The sequence below is a fragment of the Campylobacter curvus genome (assembly GCF_013372125.1).
GTDB classification, from domain to species: domain Bacteria; phylum Campylobacterota; class Campylobacteria; order Campylobacterales; family Campylobacteraceae; genus Campylobacter_A; species Campylobacter_A curvus.
In genome coordinates this window covers 916,128-936,764 of sequence record NZ_CP053826.1, presented here as the reverse complement: position 1 = coordinate 936,764, position 20,637 = coordinate 916,128, and the positions used below count along the sequence as shown (strand labels likewise).

The 20,637-nt window shown below is 43.3% G+C and carries 14 protein-coding genes and 2 pseudogenes; 8 read left to right on the top strand and 8 right to left on the bottom strand.

The window, feature by feature from the left end:
• Window positions 1–9 precede the first annotated feature (9 nt).
• The 8 genes from CCVT_RS04555 to CCVT_RS04520 are packed head-to-tail and all read left to right on the top strand — an operon-like array spanning window position 10 to window position 8,085.
• Window positions 10–1,740 (top strand): ABC transporter ATP-binding protein, encoded by a 1,731-nt coding sequence (locus tag CCVT_RS04555; protein ID WP_026175434.1) that lies wholly within the window; start codon window positions 10–12, stop codon window positions 1,738–1,740.
• A 51-nt stretch (window positions 1,741–1,791) separates the two neighbouring features.
• The gene (locus CCVT_RS04550; RefSeq protein ID WP_018136242.1) at window positions 1,792–2,865 is read left to right on the top strand and encodes a quinone-dependent dihydroorotate dehydrogenase; all 1,074 of its coding nucleotides are present in this window, start codon (window positions 1,792–1,794) and stop codon (window positions 2,863–2,865) included.
• A 10-nt stretch (window positions 2,866–2,875) separates the two neighbouring features.
• On the top strand, window positions 2,876–4,117 hold the full coding sequence (locus CCVT_RS04545; protein ID WP_018136241.1) for a M16 family metallopeptidase: 1,242 nt from the start codon (window positions 2,876–2,878) through the stop codon (window positions 4,115–4,117).
• Between the two features lie 2 nt (window positions 4,118–4,119).
• Window positions 4,120–5,013 carry a 4-hydroxy-tetrahydrodipicolinate synthase gene (gene dapA, locus CCVT_RS04540; protein ID WP_011992250.1) on the top strand — a complete coding sequence of 298 codons (894 nt, stop codon included), beginning with the start codon at window positions 4,120–4,122 and terminating at the stop codon, window positions 5,011–5,013.
• The gene (locus CCVT_RS04535; protein ID WP_018136240.1) at window positions 5,013–5,795 is read left to right on the top strand and encodes an enoyl-ACP reductase; all 783 of its coding nucleotides are present in this window, start codon (window positions 5,013–5,015) and stop codon (window positions 5,793–5,795) included. Before dapA ends, CCVT_RS04535 begins: the two co-directional genes overlap by 1 nt.
• Entirely contained in the window at window positions 5,792–6,337 is a 546-nt protein-coding gene (pgsA, locus tag CCVT_RS04530) for a CDP-diacylglycerol--glycerol-3-phosphate 3-phosphatidyltransferase (protein WP_009650764.1), read from the top strand. The genes CCVT_RS04535 and pgsA overlap by 4 nt, the downstream gene beginning before the upstream one ends.
• A 3-nt stretch (window positions 6,338–6,340) precedes the next feature.
• A complete protein-coding gene (gene rseP, locus CCVT_RS04525) occupies window positions 6,341–7,453 on the top strand; it encodes an RIP metalloprotease RseP (RefSeq protein ID WP_011992249.1) in 1,113 nt (370 codons plus the stop codon).
• Entirely contained in the window at window positions 7,450–8,085 is a 636-nt protein-coding gene (locus CCVT_RS04520) for a YggS family pyridoxal phosphate-dependent enzyme (RefSeq protein ID WP_011992248.1), read from the top strand. The genes rseP and CCVT_RS04520 overlap by 4 nt, the downstream gene beginning before the upstream one ends.
• 206 nt (window positions 8,086–8,291) lie before the next feature.
• On the opposite strand, the gene CCVT_RS04515 is transcribed toward CCVT_RS04520, so the two are convergent.
• The 8 genes and pseudogenes from CCVT_RS04515 to CCVT_RS04485 all read right to left on the bottom strand — a co-directional run bounded on the left by CCVT_RS04515 (window position 8,292) and on the right by CCVT_RS04485 (window position 20,568).
• The gene (locus CCVT_RS04515; RefSeq protein WP_176308866.1) at window positions 8,292–10,259 is read right to left on the bottom strand and encodes a methyl-accepting chemotaxis protein; all 1,968 of its coding nucleotides are present in this window, start codon (window positions 10,257–10,259) and stop codon (window positions 8,292–8,294) included.
• A 309-nt stretch (window positions 10,260–10,568) separates the two neighbouring features.
• Window positions 10,569–10,970: pseudogene (locus CCVT_RS10115) on the bottom strand (methyl-accepting chemotaxis protein); the annotation flags it as partial.
• Between the two features lie 771 nt (window positions 10,971–11,741).
• Window positions 11,742–12,266: pseudogene (locus CCVT_RS10110) on the bottom strand (PDC sensor domain-containing protein); the annotation flags it as partial.
• Window positions 12,267–12,738: 472 nt separating this feature from the next.
• Window positions 12,739–15,258, bottom strand: coding sequence for a molybdopterin guanine dinucleotide-containing S/N-oxide reductase (locus CCVT_RS04505; protein WP_009649906.1), 2,520 nt, complete (start codon window positions 15,256–15,258; stop codon window positions 12,739–12,741).
• The gene (locus CCVT_RS04500; RefSeq protein ID WP_009649916.1) at window positions 15,255–15,851 is read right to left on the bottom strand and encodes a cytochrome c; all 597 of its coding nucleotides are present in this window, start codon (window positions 15,849–15,851) and stop codon (window positions 15,255–15,257) included. The genes CCVT_RS04505 and CCVT_RS04500 overlap by 4 nt, the downstream gene beginning before the upstream one ends.
• A gap of 162 nt (window positions 15,852–16,013) precedes the next feature.
• The gene (locus tag CCVT_RS04495) at window positions 16,014–18,584 is read right to left on the bottom strand and encodes a molybdopterin-dependent oxidoreductase (protein WP_018135906.1); all 2,571 of its coding nucleotides are present in this window, start codon (window positions 18,582–18,584) and stop codon (window positions 16,014–16,016) included.
• A 112-nt stretch (window positions 18,585–18,696) separates the two neighbouring features.
• Entirely contained in the window at window positions 18,697–19,275 is a 579-nt protein-coding gene (locus tag CCVT_RS04490) for a cytochrome c (protein ID WP_018135905.1), read from the bottom strand.
• A gap of 369 nt (window positions 19,276–19,644) precedes the next feature.
• Window positions 19,645–20,568, bottom strand: a complete 924-nt coding sequence (locus CCVT_RS04485) for a Dyp-type peroxidase (RefSeq protein WP_018135904.1) — start codon at window positions 20,566–20,568, stop codon at window positions 19,645–19,647.
• Window positions 20,569–20,637 lie beyond the last annotated feature (69 nt).

Sequence of the window (20,637 nt, the reverse complement as noted above, 5' to 3'; positions counted from 1 at the left end):
GGGATACGAATGAGTAAAAAAGAGCTGAAACTAAGAGATATTTTGAGGCGTTTCGCCCCGTATTTTCGGGACTACATCCCCTATTTCGTGATCGCATTCGTGGGGATGTTGCTAGCTAGCGGAGGCACGGCGGCGACTGCATATATGGTAAAGCCCGTGCTAAATGAAATTTTCATCGAAAAAGAAAAAACATGGCTTTATCTGCTGCCCCTTGGCATCGTGATAGTCTATGTCGCTAAGAATTTAGGCACATTTTTACAAGCCTACTATACCGCCTACATCGGTCAGGATGTAATCCGCCGCTTTCGCGAAAAGATGCTCCAAAATTTACTCGGCCTTGATATGAAATTTTTCAACACCTACCGCACCGGCGAGCTGATAAGCCGCACGACAAACGATATCGATCGTATCCGCGCGATAGTATCCACCATGGTACCGGAATTTATCCGCGAGTCGCTTACCATCGTGGGACTTCTTGGTGTTGTCATCTATCAAAGCCCCAAACTTGCATTTTTCGCTATCATCGTCCTACCTGCCGCGCTTTATCCGATCTCGCGACTAGCCAAAAAGATGAAAAAGATCTCCACCGCATCGCAAGAAAAGACCTCGGACATCACCTCGGCGCTAAGTGAAATTTTCACAAATATCGAGATCATCAAGGCAAATAACGCCCAAAATTACGAGCATGAGCGCTTTACCGACGAAAACAATAAATTTTTCAAGCTGAATTTAAAAAGCACCAAGGTCGAACAGCTGGTCAGTCCGCTTATGGAGACGATAGGCTCTATCGGCGTCGCAGCAGTCATCATCATCGGCGGTAGCGACGTGATCGACGGATACATGGACGTAGGCGAGTTTTTCTCGTTTATCGCGGCACTTTTCATGATCTATACGCCGCTAAAACGCATAGTCAATATCTACAACAAAATGCAAGATGTGGCGGCTGCGAGCGAGAGGACGTTTGAGCTCATAGACGCCGTACCTGAAATAAAAGACGGCCAAAAGGAAATTTCAAACGACATAAGCTTGATAAAATTTGAAGACGTGAGGCTAAGCTACGACGAAAAAGAGGTGCTAAAAGGCGTAAATTTCGAGGCTAAAAAGTCCGAGCTCATCGCTCTTGTAGGCTCAAGCGGCGGAGGCAAGACCTCGCTTATGAATTTATTGATGAGATTTTACGATACAAGCGGCGGCAAAATTTTGATAAACGATACCGATTTAAAAGATATAAAAATTCACTCTCTGCGCCAAAATATCGGGCTGGTGACGCAGCGCGTATACATCTTTAACGACACGGTCGCTAAAAATGTCGCTTACGGCAGAGAATTTAGCGAAGAAGCGGTCATCAAAGCCCTAAAGCTAGCCAATGCTTATGACTTCGTAAGTGCGCTTGAAAACGGGATAAACGCGGTGCTGAATGAATTTGGCACGAACCTCTCCGGCGGTCAGCGTCAGCGCATAGCCATCGCGCGCGCACTTTACTCGAACCCGCAAATTTTGATATTTGACGAAGCTACCAGCGCACTTGATAACGAGAGCGAAAAAGAGATAACAAACGCGATAAACAATCTTCATCACGAAAAGATAATCTTCGTCATAGCTCACCGCCTAAGCACCGTCCAAAATGCCGACAAGATCGCGGTTTTAGACGGCGGCAGGATAGTAGGCTTTGGTAAAGACAGCGAGCTTGAAAACGAATGTGAAATTTATGCAAAGCTTAAAGGCAAAGCCTTGGTTTAAGGCGATTTTTGATAAAATTGGCAAAAATTCAGACATTTAAAAGAAGGCAAAATGAGCGTTGATTACGATACTTTAAAGTCTATTTTCTTCAAATTCGATCCCGAAACAGCACACAAAATAGCCGAACTCGCAATGATCTGGTCTAATAAAATTTTCCCCGGCAGCCTAAGCCTCGTCGCCAGCAAATGCGTGATAAACGATGCGAGGCTTCAGCAAAATTTACTAGGCTCTATCTACAACAACCCCGTTGGCATCGGCGGTGGATTTGATAAAAACGCCACCATGCTGCCCGCTCTTTGCGCGCTTGGATTTGGATATTTGGAATTTGGCACATTCACGCCAAAGCCGCAAGCCGGCAACGACAAACCGCGCCTTTTTAGACTCATCGACGAGCAAAGTATCCAAAATGCAATGGGCTTTAACAACGAAGGCTGCGAGGCTATCAAGCAAAGAGTGAAAAAAAGCTATCCTTTCGTCTTACCACTTTGGGCAAATATCGGCAAAAACAAGATCACACCAAATGAAAACGCGATCGATGATTATGAAATTTTGGTGCGAGAATTTAGCGAGATCTGCGATAGCTTCGTCATAAACGTCTCCTCGCCAAACACCCCAAACCTGCGCGATCTACAAGAAGAAAGCTTCATAAAAGAGCTATTCTCTCGCATAAAACCGCTCACGAAAAAGCCTATCATCTTTAAAATTTCACCCGATCTAGCTCACGAAAAAGCGGTAGATATCTGCAAATGCGCCGTAGAAAGTGGCTCTAGCGGTATCATCATCTCAAACACGAGCGTTGATTATTCGCTTTCAAATTCTACGAATTTAAAGGATTTTGGCGGGTTAAGCGGCAAGGTCATCGCTCAAAGATCAAAAGAGATATTTAAAGCAGTCGCGCATGAGCTTTTTGGCAAGACGATCTTGATAGCTTGTGGCGGCATAGATAGTGGCCAGGAGGCATATGAGCGTATTAAAATGGGCGCGAATCTAGTGCAAATTTTCACCTCGTTCATCTACAAAGGACCAAAAATTTGCCACGATATAAATGCTGAAATTTTAAATCTCATGGAGCGCGACGGCTTTAGCAACATAAGCCAAGCCATCGGTGCTGATATCAAAAAGTAAAGGCGAAAAATTGATAAAATTTAATAAACTAAAGCTAAAAAACGGGCTGGAGATCTACCACATACCGGTCAATCTAGGCTCAAAGGTTATAAGCACCGATATCTTTTACAAGGTCGGCTCACGTAACGAAACGATGGGTAAAAGCGGCATAGCGCACATGCTGGAGCATCTAAATTTCAAATCCACTAAAAATTTAAAAGCGGGTGAATTTGACCGCATCGTAAAGGGCTTTGGCGGTATGGATAACGCGAGTACGGGCTTTGACTACACTCACTACTTCATCAAGTCATCTAGCCAAAATTTAGAAAAATCGCTCAAGCTTTACGCGGAGATAATGCAGAATTTAAGCCTCAAAGATAAAGAATTTCAGCCTGAGCGCGAGGTCGTACACGAGGAGCGCAGATGGAGGACAGACAATAACCCGATGGGATATTTGTATTTTCGCCTCTTCAACCACGCTTTCATCTATCATCCTTACCACTGGACGCCGATAGGTTTCATAAAAGATATCGAAAACTGGAGCATCGAGGATATCAGAGAATTTCACGCGACATACTATCAGCCAAAAAACGCGATCTTGATGATCAGCGGTGATATAGGCAAAAAAGAGGCCTTGCAGCTTGCAAAGGCGAAATTCGAGCATATAAAAAACACTCGCGATCTGCCAAAACTTCACTGCGCAGAGCCCACACAAGACGGCGCCAAACGCGTGATAGTGCATAAAGAGAGCCAAACGCAAATGATCGCGATAGCCTACAAGATCCCGCCGTTTGATCACAGCGATCAAATAGGACTAAACGCTCTTAGCGAGTATTTAAGCAGCGGCAAGAGCTCGGTATTGCAGCGGGTTTTGATAGACGAGATGCAGCTTGTAAATCAAATTTACGCCTACAACATGCCAAGCATCGATGAAAATTTATTCATTTTCCTAGCCGTTTGCAACCCAGGCGTCGAAGCGGAAAAAGTCGAAACTGAAATTTTAAAGATAATCGACGATCTAAAACGAAAAAGCATCCATAAAGACGACGTCTTAAAGGTCAAAAATCTGATCAAAAGCGACTTCATCTACTCTTTTAGTAGCGCTACCAGAGTTGCGAATTTATATGGTAGCTACCTTGCCAGAGGAAGCATCGAGCCGCTTTATGAATTTGAAAAAAATATCGATAACATCAGCGCAAAGCTCATACAAAATACGGCTAAAAAATACTTCGAAGCTAAAAATTCCACCACGGTGATCTTAAGAAAGGAGTAGAGATGAAAAATATACTTCAAGGCGCGATGACAGCGCTCATTACGCCTTTTAAAAACGGCAAGCTGGACGAAGAAACGTTTGAAAAACTGATAAAAAGACAGATAAAAAACGGCATAGATGTGGTCGTGCCCGTAGGCACAACCGGCGAAAGTGCGACATTGACACATAATGAACATAAAATTTGCATAGAAATAGCAGTAAATGCCTGCAAAGACACAAACGTAAAGGTGCTCGCAGGCGCCGGAAGTAACGCTACGCATGAAGCCATAGACTTTGCAAAATTCGCCCAAAGTCACGGAGCGGACGGAATTTTATCGGTTGCACCATACTACAATAAGCCTACCCAAGAAGGACTTTATCAGCACTACAAAGCGATCGCCGAAAGTATCGATATACCTGTGCTTTTATACAACGTCCCGGGTCGCGTGGGCGTGGATATCTTGCCAAGCACCGTTTTTAGGCTATTTAAAGAGTGTAAAAATATCTTTGGTATAAAAGAAGCCACCGGAAGCATCGACAGATGTGTCGATCTGCTCGCACACGAGCCGAATTTAGTAGTCATCAGCGGTGAAGACGCGATAAACTACCCCATCCTCTCAAACGGCGGCAAGGGCGTCATCTCGGTCACCGCAAATTTACTGCCTGATTACATCTGCGAGCTCACTCATCTAGCGCTTGATGAGGAATACACAAAAGCAAAAGCGATAAACGATAAGCTTTATAATATCAATAAAATTTTATTTTGCGAGAGCAATCCGATCCCGATAAAAGCGGCGATGTATATAGCCGGTCTGATCGGAAATTTAGAATATCGCTTACCGCTTTGCGAGCCTAGTAGCGAAAATTTCAAAAAGATAGAGCAAACTATGAAAAACTACGAAATAAAGGGATTTTGATGGATAAAAACGAATTTTTGGGAAAAACGCTAGTCATAAGTGGCGGCACACGTGGCATCGGACGAGCCATCGTGGAGGAATTTGCAAATGCCGGCGCAAACATCGCTTTCACCTACAACTCGAACGAAGAACTGGCAAAAAACGAAGCTAAGGAGCTCGAGGCTAAATTTAAGATAAAAGCCCGCGCCTACGCACTAAATATCCTTGAGCCGGAGACTTACAAGGAGCTTTTTTTAAAGATCGACGAGGACTTTGACCGCGTCGATTTTTTCATCTCAAACGCTATCATTTCAGGACGTGCGGTCGCCGGTGGATACACCAAATTTATGAAGCTAAAACCTAGAGGCATCAACAATATCTTTACCGCGACCGTGAATGCCTTTGTCGTGGGCGCTCAGGAGGCCACCAAACGTATGGAAAAAACGGGCGGCGGAAGCATCATCAGCCTTAGCTCTACGGGGAATTTAGTCTATATAGAAAACTACGCCGGACACGGCACTGCCAAGGCTGCGGTCGAAGCGATGGCAAGATACGCCGCGACCGAGCTTGGCGAGAAAAATATCCGCGTGAATGTCGTTAGTGGCGGGCCGATCGAAACTGATGCGCTACGAGCCTTTACAAACTACGAGGAGGTGCGCGACAAAACAGCCGAGCTAAGCCCGCTAAATCGCATGGGACAGCCTACCGACCTTGCAGGCGCATGTCTTTTCCTTTGCTCGTCAAAAGCGAGCTGGGTGACCGGACATACATTTATAATAGACGGTGGAACGACATTTAAATGAGCCTAAATTTACCTAACGCCCTAGCCTTTTTTAGAATTTTACTAGCGCCTTTGATGTTTTATCTGCTGATAAACGCTCCGAGTCAATTTCCGAGTGTGCATATCAGCTGGATAAACTATTTTGCGGGACTAGTCTTTGTCGTCGCAAGCGTTACGGACTTTTTTGACGGTTATATCGCTAGGACTTGGGATCAAAAAACGAAGCTCGGAGCGATCCTGGATCCGCTCGCTGATAAGATGCTTATCTTGGCGGCATTTTTGGGGCTTATGATGATGGGACGCGCCAACGCTTGGGCGGTTTATCTCATTTTGATCAGGGAGTTTTTCATCACTGGCTTTCGCGTAGTGATCGCCAGCGAAGGGCTAAATGTCGCCGCTTCGATGGTCGGCAAGGTAAAAACGGTCTTTCAAATGATAGCTATCGGCTGGCTAGTAATGCAGTGGTGGGGAGCTGAAATTTTGCTTTGGATAGCGACGTTTTTGACGCTATATTCAGGCCTTGAATACATCCGCGCCTACATCAAAAAGCAGGCAAAAGGCTAAATTTTGAAAGCTCTCATTTTTACGCTGGCTTTACTTGGGCTTGGGCTTTGGGCTTATTCGTTTTATTTTTTGATAACCGTCTTTGCGATCAGCTTTTTGGTATTTTTCCATGAGCTGGGGCATTTTCTGGCCGCTCGTTCGCTAGGCGTGGCTGTAAATACCTTTAGTATCGGCTTTGGAGATAAAATTTACACAAAAAAAGTCGGAGCGACCGAGTATGCCATCAGCGCCATACCACTTGGCGGATACGTGCAGCTAAAAGGTCAGGACGATACCGATCCAAAAGCCAAAAACTACGACGCAGATAGCTACAACACGCTAAAGCCGCTCGGCAGGATATACATACTGCTGGCAGGTCCATTTTTTAACTTTATTTTGGCATTTTTGCTTTACATGGTGCTTGGCTTTATCGGAGTAGAGAAGCTAGCTCCCATAATCGGGCATATAGCTGAAAATTCCGCCGCAAAAGAGGCGGGGCTTGTCATAAACGATAAAATTTTAAAAATAAATGACGTCGTGATACACGAATGGGACGACATCAGCAAGCAAGTAAAACTGCAAAAAACGAACATCAAAGTCGAGCGAAACGGTAAGATCATCGACATAAACCTCACTCCAAAGATCGGCGAAACCAGAAATCTTTTCAAAGAAAGCGTCTCCAAACCGCTGATTGGTATCTCTCCAAACGGCGAAACGGTGCGCGTTTATCACACCGGTCTTAGCTCGCTTAGCTACGCGCTAAACGAAACGATCGACGCCTCAAAGCTTATCTTCATCAGCTTTGAAAAGCTCATAAACGGCTCGGTGCCGTTAAAAGAGGTCGGCGGTATCGTTCAGATCGCCGATGTGACGTCAAAAGCCGCACAGATCAGTCTCTCGGTGCTTCTTGTCATCGTAGCGCTCATATCGGTAAATTTAGGCGTTTTAAATCTCTTTCCGATACCGGCACTTGACGGCGGACATATACTTTTTAACCTCTACGAACTCATCTTTCGCCGTGAGGTAAATGAGAAAATTTACATCGCTTTGACGTATTGCGGCTGGGCTTTGCTATTTACTCTGATGCTACTAGCCACATACAACGACATAATAAGACTAAGCGGAGGCGCACAGTGATAAATTTACAAAATTTAATGGACGAGATAAACTCCTTAAACGAAAACGTGACGCTAGTAGCCGTAAGCAAAAATGTCTCAAGCACCGAGGTCAAAGCGCTTTATGCGCAGGGTCAGAGGGTATTTGGCGAAAACAGAGTCCAAGAGCTGGCTAAAAAATGCAGCGAACTTGGCGAATTTACGGATATAAAATGGCATATGATAGGCAGGCTTCAAAACAACAAAATCAACCAGCTTCTCTCGCTACGCCCTGCCCTGTGGCAAAGCTGCGATAGCTTCGAGCGAGCGAGCGAAGTAAATAAACGCCTAAATTTCACGCTCGATACGCTTTTACAGATAAACTCTGCAAACGAAGATAGCAAACAAGGCGTAAGCTACGAAAATGCAAGCGAAATTTATATGCGTATCAAAGAGCAATGCAAAAATATAAATTTAAAAGGCGTGATGAGTATCGGCGCACATAGCGACGACGAGCGCGAAGTGCAAAAAAGCTTCGAGCTAAGCTATAAAATCTTTGAAAATTTAAGAGCGCACGGAGCGCAGATCTGCTCTATGGGCATGAGCTCGGACTTTAGACTGGCCATAAAATGCGGCTCAAATATGATAAGGCTAGGCAGCTTGCTTTATATTTGAGCTTCTTACGCATCTCATAGCCTTATCATTTATTTTGCGCCTATTTTAAACGCCAAATTTACTCTGGAAGCGACTCGGCACAGATACAAGCAAAATTTTAAGGGAATTTTGCTTCGTTACACTACTCAAACGCTGTTCGCATTTTTCCTGCAATTTGCTTGCGAGAATATGGAGGATGCGATCAGCATTTGAGTAAGGAGCAATCCTTAAAATTTCTTCTTCCTCACATCAGTGACTATGAGCTTAGCCATATCATCTACCTCAGATGTCACTTCGTTTGTCTTGCCTATGATTTGTATGTTCTTGTGAGTTAGGTTATCTATTTGAGAAACAGATTGATTTATCATATTTATGCCTTCTGCTTGCTCTCTTATAGATTCACTCATCTCGTTTATGCTTTGAGCCAAGACATTTGCATTAGCTTCTATCTCTCCTAAGCTCTTTTGAGTCCTCTCTGCTAGTTTTCTTACTTCATCGGCAACTACTGCAAAGCCTCTACCATGCTCTCCCGCCCTGGCTGCTTCTATTGCGGCATTTAGTGCTAGAAGATTTGTTTGATCTGCTATGTCTCTAATTATCACTATGATGTTTTTAATCTCTTCGGATTGTCTTGTGACATCTTGAGCTTTTTGGCTTATGGCGTTCATTGAGCTAGACATCTGCTCTACTGCAGCTGCACTTTCTTGAAGTGAATTTGCTTGTATGTTCGCTCCATCTGTCAGCTCTTTCATAGACTGAGCTAATACATTTGCCTTTTCTTCAAGAGACTGAGCTTCAGCTAAATTTCCTTTTAGCATCTCGCATACTACTTCACCCATAGACTTGACGCCCATTATCATATCTTTGATATCGCTTTCTATACCGTCTTTGAGCTCTACTTTAGCAGTGAAGTCGTTTTTGGTATATGAGCTTAATACGCTTACTATGCTCTTTAGGTTTTCAGATATGGAAGCAAAGAAAGTATTTAGTAGGTTTTTTAGCTCCATCAATGCAGGGTTATTTGGATCAGATGAAATTTTAGCTCCTAAATTTCCTCTTATCATCATGTTTGCTACATTGTTTAGCTCATCTATCATGGTGCTGTCTTTTTTGATGCCAGCTATCACTTTATCTATATTTTGATTGATGCTGCCACTCATTTGAGCAAATTCATCATTAGTGTTTATCTCTAGTTTCTCGGGAGCTTTTGCTTCATGAGTGATGAAGGCGAACACTTCGTTTAGCTTTTCTTGTATGGTCTTTATAGGACTTAGTGATTTTTTGAGTAAGAAATAGACAAATACCGAAAGAGCGATGATGAAGATAACGGCAAGGGCTATTTGGGTTTTTAGGAGGGGGAGAGTATTGCTAGAAAAGGTATCCGTTCCCATTGCCGCTACGACCAACCAGCCCTCATCATTTATCGGTAAAGTTCTAGCCATTACGTTCTTACCTTGAGGATTTACGTAAGAAATCAAGCCATTTTCATCAAAATCACCATCTTTAAACTTTGTTGAAACCGTTTTACTAAAGTCAACAACTTTGCCTATTATTTCAGGGTTACTATGTATCAAAACCACACCATTTTTATGCATGATATAAACATAGCTATATTTAGTTTTACCCATATCAAGAATTTTCTTGCTAAGATCTTCTATCTTTAGATCGATAGCCGATACTCCTGCAAATTTACCGTCTTTATAAACCGGTGCGGCAAAGCTCATGACTAGCTTTTTATTGACCGCCTCTATGTAAGGCTCACTGTATATGGCGCCGCCCTTTTCTTTAGCAGCGATATACCAAGAGCGCTTTCTAGGATCGAAGTTATCGACATCAGGCTTTAAACTTGTGCCGTCTGATTGGAAAAAATAGCCGTCACTATCTCTACCAAAATAAAGATCTCCTACCAAATAACTGGTTTGTCCCTTTTGAAATTTGATCTCGGCCAAAAGGCTTTGCTCGTCGTTAGGAGTATTCTCTATCTTTTTTGCAAACCTCTTTGACGCATCGGTATACTCCTCAAAAAAGGTATCCGTGACCGCCTTAACATCTTTTAAAATTTGATCTTGATTTTGGACAACAAGATCAACGACTTTACTCTCAGCCGTGTAGTAACTAGCAGCCGATATGGCTGCAAACGCGATAAACAACGCAATCAATAGCATGAGTGCTATTTTGTTGGTTATGGATCTCATAAAAGCTCCTTTACTATAAATTTACGTATTATTTGGGCGTTATTGTAACTCGATAATATTAAAGTAATCTTTAATTTATTTAAAAATTATAATGAAATATTACTCTTTAGCTTGCGATTTTTAGGGCATATCGATAAAAGCTGTAATAAAAATAAAGTTGATTTTATCAATTGATATATATAACTTGGCTAAATTTTATGAGTGAAAGATCATATATTTTAGAAGTTAAAGAGCGTGGAGATCTGGCTTGAAGACAAAGCCCTCAAGCCAGATTTACAAAATAAGAGCGAGTCGCTCACCCCTATAAATTTAAAATTTCTTCTTCCTTACATCCTGAGCTATGGATTTAGCCATATCATCTACTTCAGATGTCACTTCGTTAGTCCTGTTTGCAACAGTCACGTTTTGACGAGTTAGGTTATCTATTTGAGCAACTGATTGATTTATCATATTTATGCCTTCTGCTTGCTCTCTTATAGATTCACTCATCTCGTTTATACTTTGAGCTAAGACATTTGTATTAGCCTCTATCTCACCAAGTGATTTTTGTGTTCTTTCAGCTAGTTTTCTCACCTCGTCTGCTACAACGGCAAAGCCTCTACCGTGCTCTCCTGCGCGTGCTGCTTCTATTGCAGCATTTAGTGCTAGAAGGTTTGTTTGATCTGCTATGTCTCTAATGATCACTATGATGTTTTTTATCTCTTCAGATTGTCTTATGACATCTTGTGTTTTTTGGCTTATTGCACTCATCGAGCTTGACATCTGCTCTACTGCTGCTGCACTTTCTTGAAGTGAGCTTGCTTGAGAATTTGCTCCGTTTGTGAGCTCTTTCATAGAGTCGGCTAGGATTTGGGCTTTTTCTTCGAGACTATGAGCTTGATCCAGGCTGGATTTGAGCATATTTGAAATTTGCTCGCCGAGAGAATTTATACCCACAGCTAGAGTGCCATTGTCGTCGATCCTTTTTGTAAAGTCTTGATTTTTAAAGCTTTCAAGCAGTTTTAGCAGTTCGACATTATTTTTGGCGATATTTTCTTTAAGGGCAACTTGAAGCTCTTTAAACGTATCTTTTAATTGATTTAGCGCCGGGTTTGGCGTGTTTGCATCAAGACTTGCCATAAAGTCACCTGATTTTATCTTATCTACAAAGCGATTTGCCTCTTTTATGAAGTTATTTTCAGCGGTCTTTGCAGATTCGATCTTAGCGATATTTTCGTTGATGAGCTCGGCCATAACGCCAAATTCATCTTTTGTCGTGACATCGGCTTTTACAGGCTCTTTTATCTCAAAATTTAGATATTTAAAGAAAAAGTTAAGCGCATTTGAGATAAAGCCAAGCGGCTTAAGGAATCGGCTGACTACAAATATCAAGATTGCAACGATCAAAACGATGAAAATGACTGATAGGACCGACTGGCTCAAAAGGACTTTATTTAGCACGGGCGTGTAGTCATTTAGTGAATTTCCGGAGCATACGAGCCAGTTTGCAGTAGGGTAAATTTCGCATGCACCAAGCTTTTGGTCATCTCCTAGCTCATAAAAATACGCCTTACCGCCGTTTTGCTTATACTCTTTTATAAACGTATCGATCGCAGCTTGCAGTTTTGGCTCTTTTGCCATTATGTAGTCTTGATTTGGATGATACACCAAGAGTTTTGAGTCTATGTCGGTTATGTTTATCGCACTGGTCGCAGACTCTTTTATCTGCGCGATATTTGAACTGATGTCGTCAAGATACATATCGCCAGAGACTACGCCCACTATCTGTCCGTTTATTTTTATCGGCGTAGTTATCGTGAGACTCCATTTGCCGCTTGACTGAGCTACGTATGGCGGAGTGAAGATGAGCCCGCCCTTTTCTACGGCTTGTTTATACCAGCCCTTGGTCCTAGCGTCGAAGTTATCTTTTTGTGGTGTTAAATTTACCACATTTGGCAACTGTCCTTTTTTGATGATGGCATCATAAATTTCGCCTGTATCCGCAAAGCCAACGTAAAATTCAGCCATATCTACAGCTGTTGCAGCGGCTAAAAGATCGCCTTTTAGCTTTTCTTTATCGTGCATAAGCTCTGGCTTGCTCTCGATATATCTAGCGAAATTTTCAACAGCCGAAACCTTGGTATCCAAAAACTCTTTGATGAAAATCGTCGCCGAGCGAGTCGATGACTCTTTGGCTGTTTTTGAAAATTCCAGTATGGTGCTTTGCGTATTTTCATAGCTTATCGTAGCGAATATAGCAAACGAAATCGTCAGCAAAACAAGGATTATAAGGGCTATTTTGTTAGCAACTTTTTTAAGCATCGTGTTCCTTAAGAGTAAAATTTTCGGCATTTTAGTTAAATTCATATTAAAAATAATTTAAATTTTATTTATAGTTTGTCTTACATCTATGTTTCAGTTTCAGAAAGCCAAATTTACGATGGTTTTACACTTGTTATGAAATTTCAAAAAGGACGGACCGAGCGATCCGCCCCATAATTTAAGCAAATTTCGGATCTTTAAAAGCCGTTAGCTCAGGGGCAATGCCTTTAAATTTCTCGATATTTACTAATGCCGTGTGTGCGATATTTCCATTTGCTAGTTTTGAAGATGGGATATCAATAGTCAAGACATTCGGACAACCGTTCTTACAGCAACCTTTTTCATCTGGATCATACCATGCGCCTTCGTTTATCTTTACTATATCTTCCCCAAAGTCATCGGTTAATATAGCTCCAGCTATTATCTCTCCTCGTTTATTAAAGACTCTTACTAAATCACCGTCTTTTATACCTTTGCGCTTTGCGACGTTTTTGTTTATCCAGATAGGCTCTCTATTATTTATAGCATAACGGTCACGCAAGCTCGTATAATTAAGCTGTGAATGTAGTCTATCCTCGGGATGAGAGGAGATCATATGAAATTCTGCCGGCTTATCTTTCATACCTAGCCATTCAACAGGCTCAAACCATGCAGGATGTCCCCAGCAGTCATCATAGCCAAATCCAGCTACGACATCAGAGTAAATTTCGATTAATCCAGACGGTGTTCCAAGTACATTTAGTATAGGATCTTCTCTAAATTTACCGTATCTTACATAAGTGTCACTCTCCGGTGTGGAAGCAAAAATAACAGGCTTATTTTCCGCCCAAAATTCATCAAAAGGCTTCATGTCGGTGGATAGATCCGGTACGGCCTTGACTTGAGCATAAGCGGCATCATAAAATTCTTTTATCCAATCCATCTCGGTTTTACCATTTTGAGTATATACCTCATAAAGTCCGTCAGCATAAGCTTTACAAAGATCACTAAAGACCTGATAGTCATCTTTTGCCTCTGCAAATTTTTCTACGACTTGCTTCATGGGTACTATGTGCATATTTGAGTACTCGCCACTCATGACTATGTCATTTCTCTCAAAAGAAGTCGTGATAGGAAACACAATGTCAGCCATTTTTGCCGTCGGCGTCCAGTAAATTTCATTTACGACTACGGTTCTGGGCTTTTGCATAGCCTTTGTAAGAGTATTTAGGTCTTGGTGGTGAGTCATAGGATTTCCGCCAGCCCAGTAGAAAAACTGGATATCAGGGTATGTTATTTTCTTGCCGTTATGATCTATGACTTTGCCAGGATGCAGCATAACATCGGCTATCCTTGGAGCCGGAAAGTTATACTTTTTAGTTTTTTCTATCCATGCTTGGACAGCTGGAGATTTATGAGTACCCGTAAATTTACCATTTTCATCAAAATTTCCTATATTACCTCTACTTATACCTGTTATCACACCACCTTTACACGTAGGAACTCCTCCGTTTGCATAATGATAACTAAGACCAAAGCCTCCTCCAGGTAGTCCGATCTGACCTATCATAGAAGCAAGAGTTATTAGCATCCAGTGAGGCTGCTCGCCGTGATGCGCTCTTTGCATGCTCCAACCAGAAATAAACATCGTGCGATTATCCATAAATTTATCCGCAAGCTCTCTTATCACTTCGGGTTTGACCTGGCAAATTTTACTCGCCCATTCTGGAGTTTTAGCTACGCCGTCACTTTTACCCAGCAGATACGGTAAAAATTTCTCAAAACCATAAGTATAGGTTTCTATGAAATCCTTATCATATTTTCCTGAGATATATAGATGATGGGCCATACCGAGCATCATCGCTACATCTGTATTCGGACGAGGGGCGATATGCTTACATTTATCATAATATTTGACTGTTTCGCTCCTTATAGGATCTATCACGACCACTTCTATATCTTTGCTTTTAAGCTCCTCAAAATACTTAAACCCAAGTTCATCCGTAGTAGTCCAAGCTATCTTTAATGTTAAGATAGGATTTGCTCCCCAAATGACCACGACTTTTGAATTTTCAAGTACGACAGGCCAAGAGGTCTGTTGTTCATAAACCTCGATGCTACCGACTACATGAGGCATCGTAAAGCTTACCGCTCCGGTAGAATAGTTTCCCATTGTAACGATAGCTCCACCTGTTAAATTCATAAACCTATGCAACAAAATAGTAGAACTATGAAAATTCCCACTTGATTTCCAGCCTTGAGATCCTGCATATATACTCTCGTCTCCATGTTCCTTTCTAGTTTTTTTAAGCTCTCTAGCTACTAGCTTTATCGCATCCTCGTATTCAACACGTACCCACTCATCGCGCCCGCGAAGCTCCGGTTTTGGACTATTTGGATTTTGTAAATAGCTTTTTCGTACCATCGGATACTTGATACGTGTTTTATAAACAGAATCTGCAGTATAATACTGAAGCGAATTATAAATTCCGCTTACCTTTTGGTATGGCTCGGACTTTACTATAATGCCATCTTTGACTGTAACGTTTAACATTCCCCAATGTGTAGCGGTCAAGACGGTCCCATTTCTAACTAAGCCCGAGCCTATATCCGACATCTGAGCACCTATCAAATTTGAAAATGCACTAAATTTACTAGCGATGGGCATAGCTCCCAAGATCGCACCATACTTTAGTATATTTCGTCTTTGCCTATTCATTTGATCTCCTTTAGTTTGACATCTTCTGAATGTTTTTGCAGATACTGAATAACAAGCCATTCGTCATTTTTCTCGATCGCCGTCCTGCTTAGCATGGATTGTAAAAGACCTGGCCATTGGTTAGCTTTAGAGTGCGACGGCTCGGGAAGCACATGGCAAATTCCACAATTTTCATTATAAATTTGCTCCGCTTTTACAAGCATAGGCTTTAGCTCATTAGTAAAATTATCTTTACTTGCATAAGCTACAACTTGCGCTTTATCCCATTTGCCACTCTTTCCTTTTTGCAAAATTTTAAATTCGATATTTGCTGTTTTTGAAAAAGCTGCGGCAATTACGCGCTGTGAATCGCTAAAGTAAATCACATTTGCTACACTTGGATTCACATATCCTGTGATAGTGAGCTTTACTCGGTCATTTTTTACAGATTCGATACTTACTGCATTAGTGGGAAGTAATCTACCTATGACCTTACTCGAGGATTCATCTATGTAAAGTGACTTTACGACATCGGTATAAGCCTCATTTTTGCCAAATAAAAAACAGGCAAAGATCATTAGTGCCAAAGCGCCTTTAAAAGCCATTGATTTCATTTTTCCTCCTTACGATTGTGTAATTGCAGATATTGAAATCTTAAAATATTATAGTGCTTGAAAAGTGCTCGTATAAAAATAAATTTAAATTTTATTAAATATAAAGATTTGCTATGGTTTTAAGATTTAAAAAAGGACGGACCGAGCGATCCGCCCCATAATTTAAGCAAATTTCGGATCTTTAAAAGCTGTCAGCTCAGGAGCTTTACCCTTAAATTTCTCGATATTTACTAATGCCGTGTGAGAGATATTGCCGTTTGCCAGCTTTGAGGTCGGGATGTCGATCGTTAGGACATTTGGGCAGCCGTTTTTGCAAAGCCCGCTCGCGTCAGGATCATACCACGCGCCCTCGTCGAGCTTGACGACACCCTCTTTTATATCATCGCTCACCACAGCGCCCGCCAGCACCTCTCCGCGCGCGTTATATACACGCACGAGATCGCCATTTTTGATACCCTTTTTCTTGGCATCTTTCGTGTTTATCCACACGGGCTCGCGATCTGCCACGGCGTAGCGATCCCTTAAAGCGGTGTTGCTTAGCTGCGAGTGCAGGCGGTCAGTCGGATGAGGGCTTAGCATGTGAAACTCTGCCGGTTTATTTTTCATGCCCAGCCACTCGATCGGCTCAAACCACATCGGATGTGCCTTGCAGTCGTCATATTTCATCGCCGCTATCGTCTCGGAGTAAATTTCAATCAGCCCTGATGGCGTACCGATAGCGTTTAGGATCGGATCTTCTCTAAATTCGCCAAATCTCACCCATGCGTCGCTTTCTGGCGTGCTGGCAAAATTTACCGGCTTGTTTTCCGCCCAAAATTCCTCAAACGGCTTCATGTCAGTCACCAGATCAGGCGTAGAGCTCACCTGCGCATACGCCGCGTCGTAATACTCCTTTATCCAGTCAAACTCCGTTTTGCCGTTCTCGGTGTAGGCGAGCACCAGCTTGTCTGCATACGCCTTGCAAAGGTCGGAGAAAATTTGATAATCATCCCTCGCTTCGGCAAATTTAGCCACGACTTGCTTCATCGGCACGATATTCATATTCGAGTAATCGCCCGTCATCGTGATGTCGTTTCGTTCATACTGCGTCGTTGTCGGGAAAACGATGTCCGCCATCTTTGCTGTCGGCGTCCAATACGGGTCATTTACGACGATGGTTCGCGGTTTGCGCCACGCTTTTACGAGAGTATTGATGTCTTGATGATGCACGAGCGGGTTGCCGCCGACCCAGTAGATAAAGTCGATGTCAGGATAGGTGATCTTTTTGCCATTATGGTCTATCACTTTGCCAGGATTTAGCAGTGCATCCGCGATGCGAGCGACAGGAAAGGCATACTTTGTTGCCTTTTGTAGCCAGCTTTGTCCCGTGCCTGCCGCACCTTTGGCGGCTTTACCGATAAACTGCCCGTGGCTGTCAAATTCGCCAAATGCCGTGCCGATGAAATTTCCTTGCTCGTCGAAATTCCCTACGCTGGAGCTGTTTATGCCGCCGATGACACCGCCTTTGCACGTCGGAGCGCCGCCGTTTGAGTAGTGATAACTAAGCCCAAAGCCCCCGCCAGGAAGCCCGATCTGCCCTAACATGGCTGCTAGCGTCACCATCGTCCAGTGCGCTTGCTCGCCGTGGTGCGCGCGCTGCATGCCCCAGCCACTCATCAGCATCGTGCGATTATCCATAAATTTATCCGCAAGCTCCTTTATGAGCTTTGCTGGCAGGTCGCAAATTTTACTCGCCCACTCCAAATTTTTAGGCGTGCCGTCCGTTTCGCCCAGCAGATATGGCACGAATTTATCAAAGCCGCTCGTGTAGGTCTCGATGAAATTTTTATCGTATTTGCCCGATGTATAAAGATAGTGGCACATGCCTAGCATCATCGCCGTGTCGGTATTTGGGCGCGGGGCGATCCAGCTAGCCTTGTCAAAATACTGCGCCGTTTGCGTCCTGACCGGGTCTATGACGATGACTTCGATGTTTGATTTTTTAAGCTCTTCAAAATACTTAAATCCTTGCTCGTCGGTGCTCGTCCATGCGATACGAAGCGTGGAGATCGGGTTTGCACCCCAGATGACGACGACTTTTGAGTTTTCCAGCACCACAGGCCAGCTGGTCTGCTGCTCATAGACCTCGATACTACCGACTACGTGGGGCATTATGACCTGGCTAGCGCCCGTGGAGTAGTCGCCAAGAGAGCCCACGAAGCCGCCGCTTAGATTCATAAAGCGGTGAAGTAAAATTCGCGAGTTATGCACGTTGCCGCTGGACTTCCAGCCGTAGCTACCGGCAAATACGCTTTGATTGCCCTTTTGTTTGCGTGTCTTTTTTAGCTCTCTTGCGACCAGCTTTATCGCATCCTCGTAGCTCACTCTGACCCACTCGTCACGTCCTCGTAGCTCTGGTTTTGGGCTGTCGGGGTTAGCTAGGTAGCTCTTTCGCACCATCGGGTATTTGATACGGCTTTTATAGACCATATCGGCGGTGAAATTTTGCAGCGGATTTGAAATTTCGCTCGTTTTTTGTAAAGGCTCTGATTTTACGATGACGCCGTCCTTGACCGTGACTTTTAGCATGCCCCAGTGAGCTGCGGTGACGACCTCGCCATTTTTCACGAGCCCCGTGCCAAGCTCACTTGCGCTTAGTCCGACTAGGTCTGAAAACGGGCTAAATTTCATAGCCACAGGCATAGCGCCAAGCAGCGCCGCACCTTTTAATAAATTTCGTCTTTTCTCGTTCATTTTATCTCCCTATTTTGAAAATTTACGTGCTTCGCGGTTAAAAAGCACTCCTGACTTCTCTTTAAGAAGCAACTTTTAGCGGCAAATTTGGTTAGGATTTGCGTTGAATTTACTATTTTTTATCCACATTGATATCGCTTGAATGCTTTTGCAGATACTCTATGACGACCCATTGATCCTCTTTTGGGATCGCCGTGCGATTTACCATCGATTTTAGCAGGCTTGGCCATTGATTTGCGTTGTAATGCGTCGTAGCGTGCAGTCCGTGGCACACACCACAGCTTTCTTTATAAAGCGTTTCGCCTTTGTTAAAAAGCCCTTTTAGATCGCTCGTAAAGCCATCTTTGCTCGCATAAACGATGGTCTCGACCTTGTCCCATTTGCCGTCCTTGCCCTTTTGAAGCACCTTTATCTCGGGGGTTGCCGTCTTTGAAAATGCCACTGCGATGACGCGCGCAAAGTCGCTAAAATACACGACATTTGGCACGGCCGGGTTTTGATAGCCATGCACAGCAAGCTTCACTCTATCGCCACTGGTTTGTAAAATTTTAACGGCATTTGTCGGCAGTAGCCTGCCGATAGACTTCGTGCTAGTCGCGTCAGCATAGACGTCCTTCACGCCCTCGCTATACATCATATCTGCCCCAAAGAGCGAACACGCCAAGAGCGCGGATAAAACTAACTTTTTCATTTTTCTCCCTTAAAGATGATTTGGTTTTTTAAAATTTTATCTAAAAAGGTATGATGAAAGTATAATTTTTTATCTTAGGAAGTAAAATTATTTTTTTAAATTTATATTTTAGGCGAGCGGTCGCCCTTTACGAGAGTGAAATTTTAAAATTATATAATGCTTTTGGCTGGAAATTTAAGCTGACCAGGGTTAAATTTAGCTATTATGGCTACCTTAAATCCACATTAAGGTATTCGTTTAAAGAATTTTATCAAGAGCGGAGCGCTATTTTTTAAATTTGGCTGAATGTAAATTTACCCGTCCGCCCGCGCTCCTTTACCAAAAAGTGTAGGGGCTAAATTTAACCCCAAATTTAAGCTTCAAGCCGTCTTAATCGGCGCTGTAAGCCTCCAACATATCAAACGTCGGAGCAAAAAACAGTGTGCCAGTCTTTGGCGTGCTGTAATCAAGCAACCTATCGTAGTTGCCCTTTGGCTCGCCGATGAACATACTTTCAAGCATCATTTCAAGCGTAGAAAATGTGCGTGCATACGCGATGAAATACGTTCCCACTTCGCCGCCCGCCATAAATGGCATATTGTCTCGCACGACCTTTTTATCATCGCCCACATTTGCCGCAGCCGAGTGCGAATTTGAGGGCTTTTCACTCTCGCTCATCTCGATGTCACTATGCTTGTAGCGTCCGATTATCTTTTCTTGCTCGCTTACTGGTAGCTTGTTCCACTCACTCATCGGGTGGATGTATTTTTGCACGAAAAGATAGCTACCGCCCTTAAATTTCGCGTCCTCATCGCCTACTTTGGCGTAGATGTCTCTGTCCTCGCCTTGCGGATTTTCCGTGCCATCGACAAAGCCGATGATCGCCCTGCCGTCCCAGTATCTAAAGCCCTGCACCTCCTCTACGCACGTCGCGACGCCGCTTAGGACGTCTTTTACGTGCGTCGCCATGTCAAAGCAAGCACTCGTGCAAGTGGCTCTGATGTGGATATGGATGTCGCCTTTTGTCGAGACCGCCGTGTGCTTTTCACCGATGACAGGCTTAAAATTTATAAGCTCCTTTGGTAGCGGAGTCGGCATATCAAGCAGCTTCCACGCGTCGTGTCCTACGCCTAAAACGCAGCTCACGTTCGCATCGCCAAATCTCACTTTGGCAGTCTTGTTTAAATTTATCACGAGAGCACAAAGCCGCTCAAAGCTACTTTTACAGGTGTCTTTATCCGCCGTGAAATTCCACACCATAAAGATCGTATTATCGCCCGGTGCGTCGGTGACGTTTTGAGATCTAAAATCCATTTTTACTCCTTAAATTTAAGATTGATTTTAAAATCATTTAGCCCAAAGACCGCTTCAAAGCTCGCTGTC

Bases quoted from the DNA above. Each gene is read 5' to 3' on its own strand.
- CCVT_RS04555 (WP_026175434.1), top strand. From the start codon at position 10: ATGAGTAAAAAAGAGCTGAAACTAAGAGATATTTTGAGGCGTTTCGCC.
- CCVT_RS04550 (WP_018136242.1), top strand. From the start codon at position 1,792: ATGAGCGTTGATTACGATACTTTAAAGTCTATTTTCTTCAAATTCGAT.
- dapA (WP_011992250.1), top strand. From the start codon at position 4,120: ATGAAAAATATACTTCAAGGCGCGATGACAGCGCTCATTACGCCTTTT.
- CCVT_RS04535 (WP_018136240.1), top strand. From the start codon at position 5,013: ATGGATAAAAACGAATTTTTGGGAAAAACGCTAGTCATAAGTGGCGGC.
- pgsA (WP_009650764.1), top strand. From the start codon at position 5,792: ATGAGCCTAAATTTACCTAACGCCCTAGCCTTTTTTAGAATTTTACTA.
- CCVT_RS04515 (WP_176308866.1), bottom strand. From the start codon at position 10,259: ATGAGATCCATAACCAACAAAATAGCACTCATGCTATTGATTGCGTTG.
- CCVT_RS04505 (WP_009649906.1), bottom strand. From the start codon at position 15,258: ATGAATAGGCAAAGACGAAATATACTAAAGTATGGTGCGATCTTGGGA.
- CCVT_RS04500 (WP_009649916.1), bottom strand. From the start codon at position 15,851: ATGAAATCAATGGCTTTTAAAGGCGCTTTGGCACTAATGATCTTTGCC.
- CCVT_RS04495 (WP_018135906.1), bottom strand. From the start codon at position 18,584: ATGAACGAGAAAAGACGAAATTTATTAAAAGGTGCGGCGCTGCTTGGC.
- CCVT_RS04490 (WP_018135905.1), bottom strand. From the start codon at position 19,275: ATGAAAAAGTTAGTTTTATCCGCGCTCTTGGCGTGTTCGCTCTTTGGG.
- CCVT_RS04485 (WP_018135904.1), bottom strand. From the start codon at position 20,568: ATGGATTTTAGATCTCAAAACGTCACCGACGCACCGGGCGATAATACG.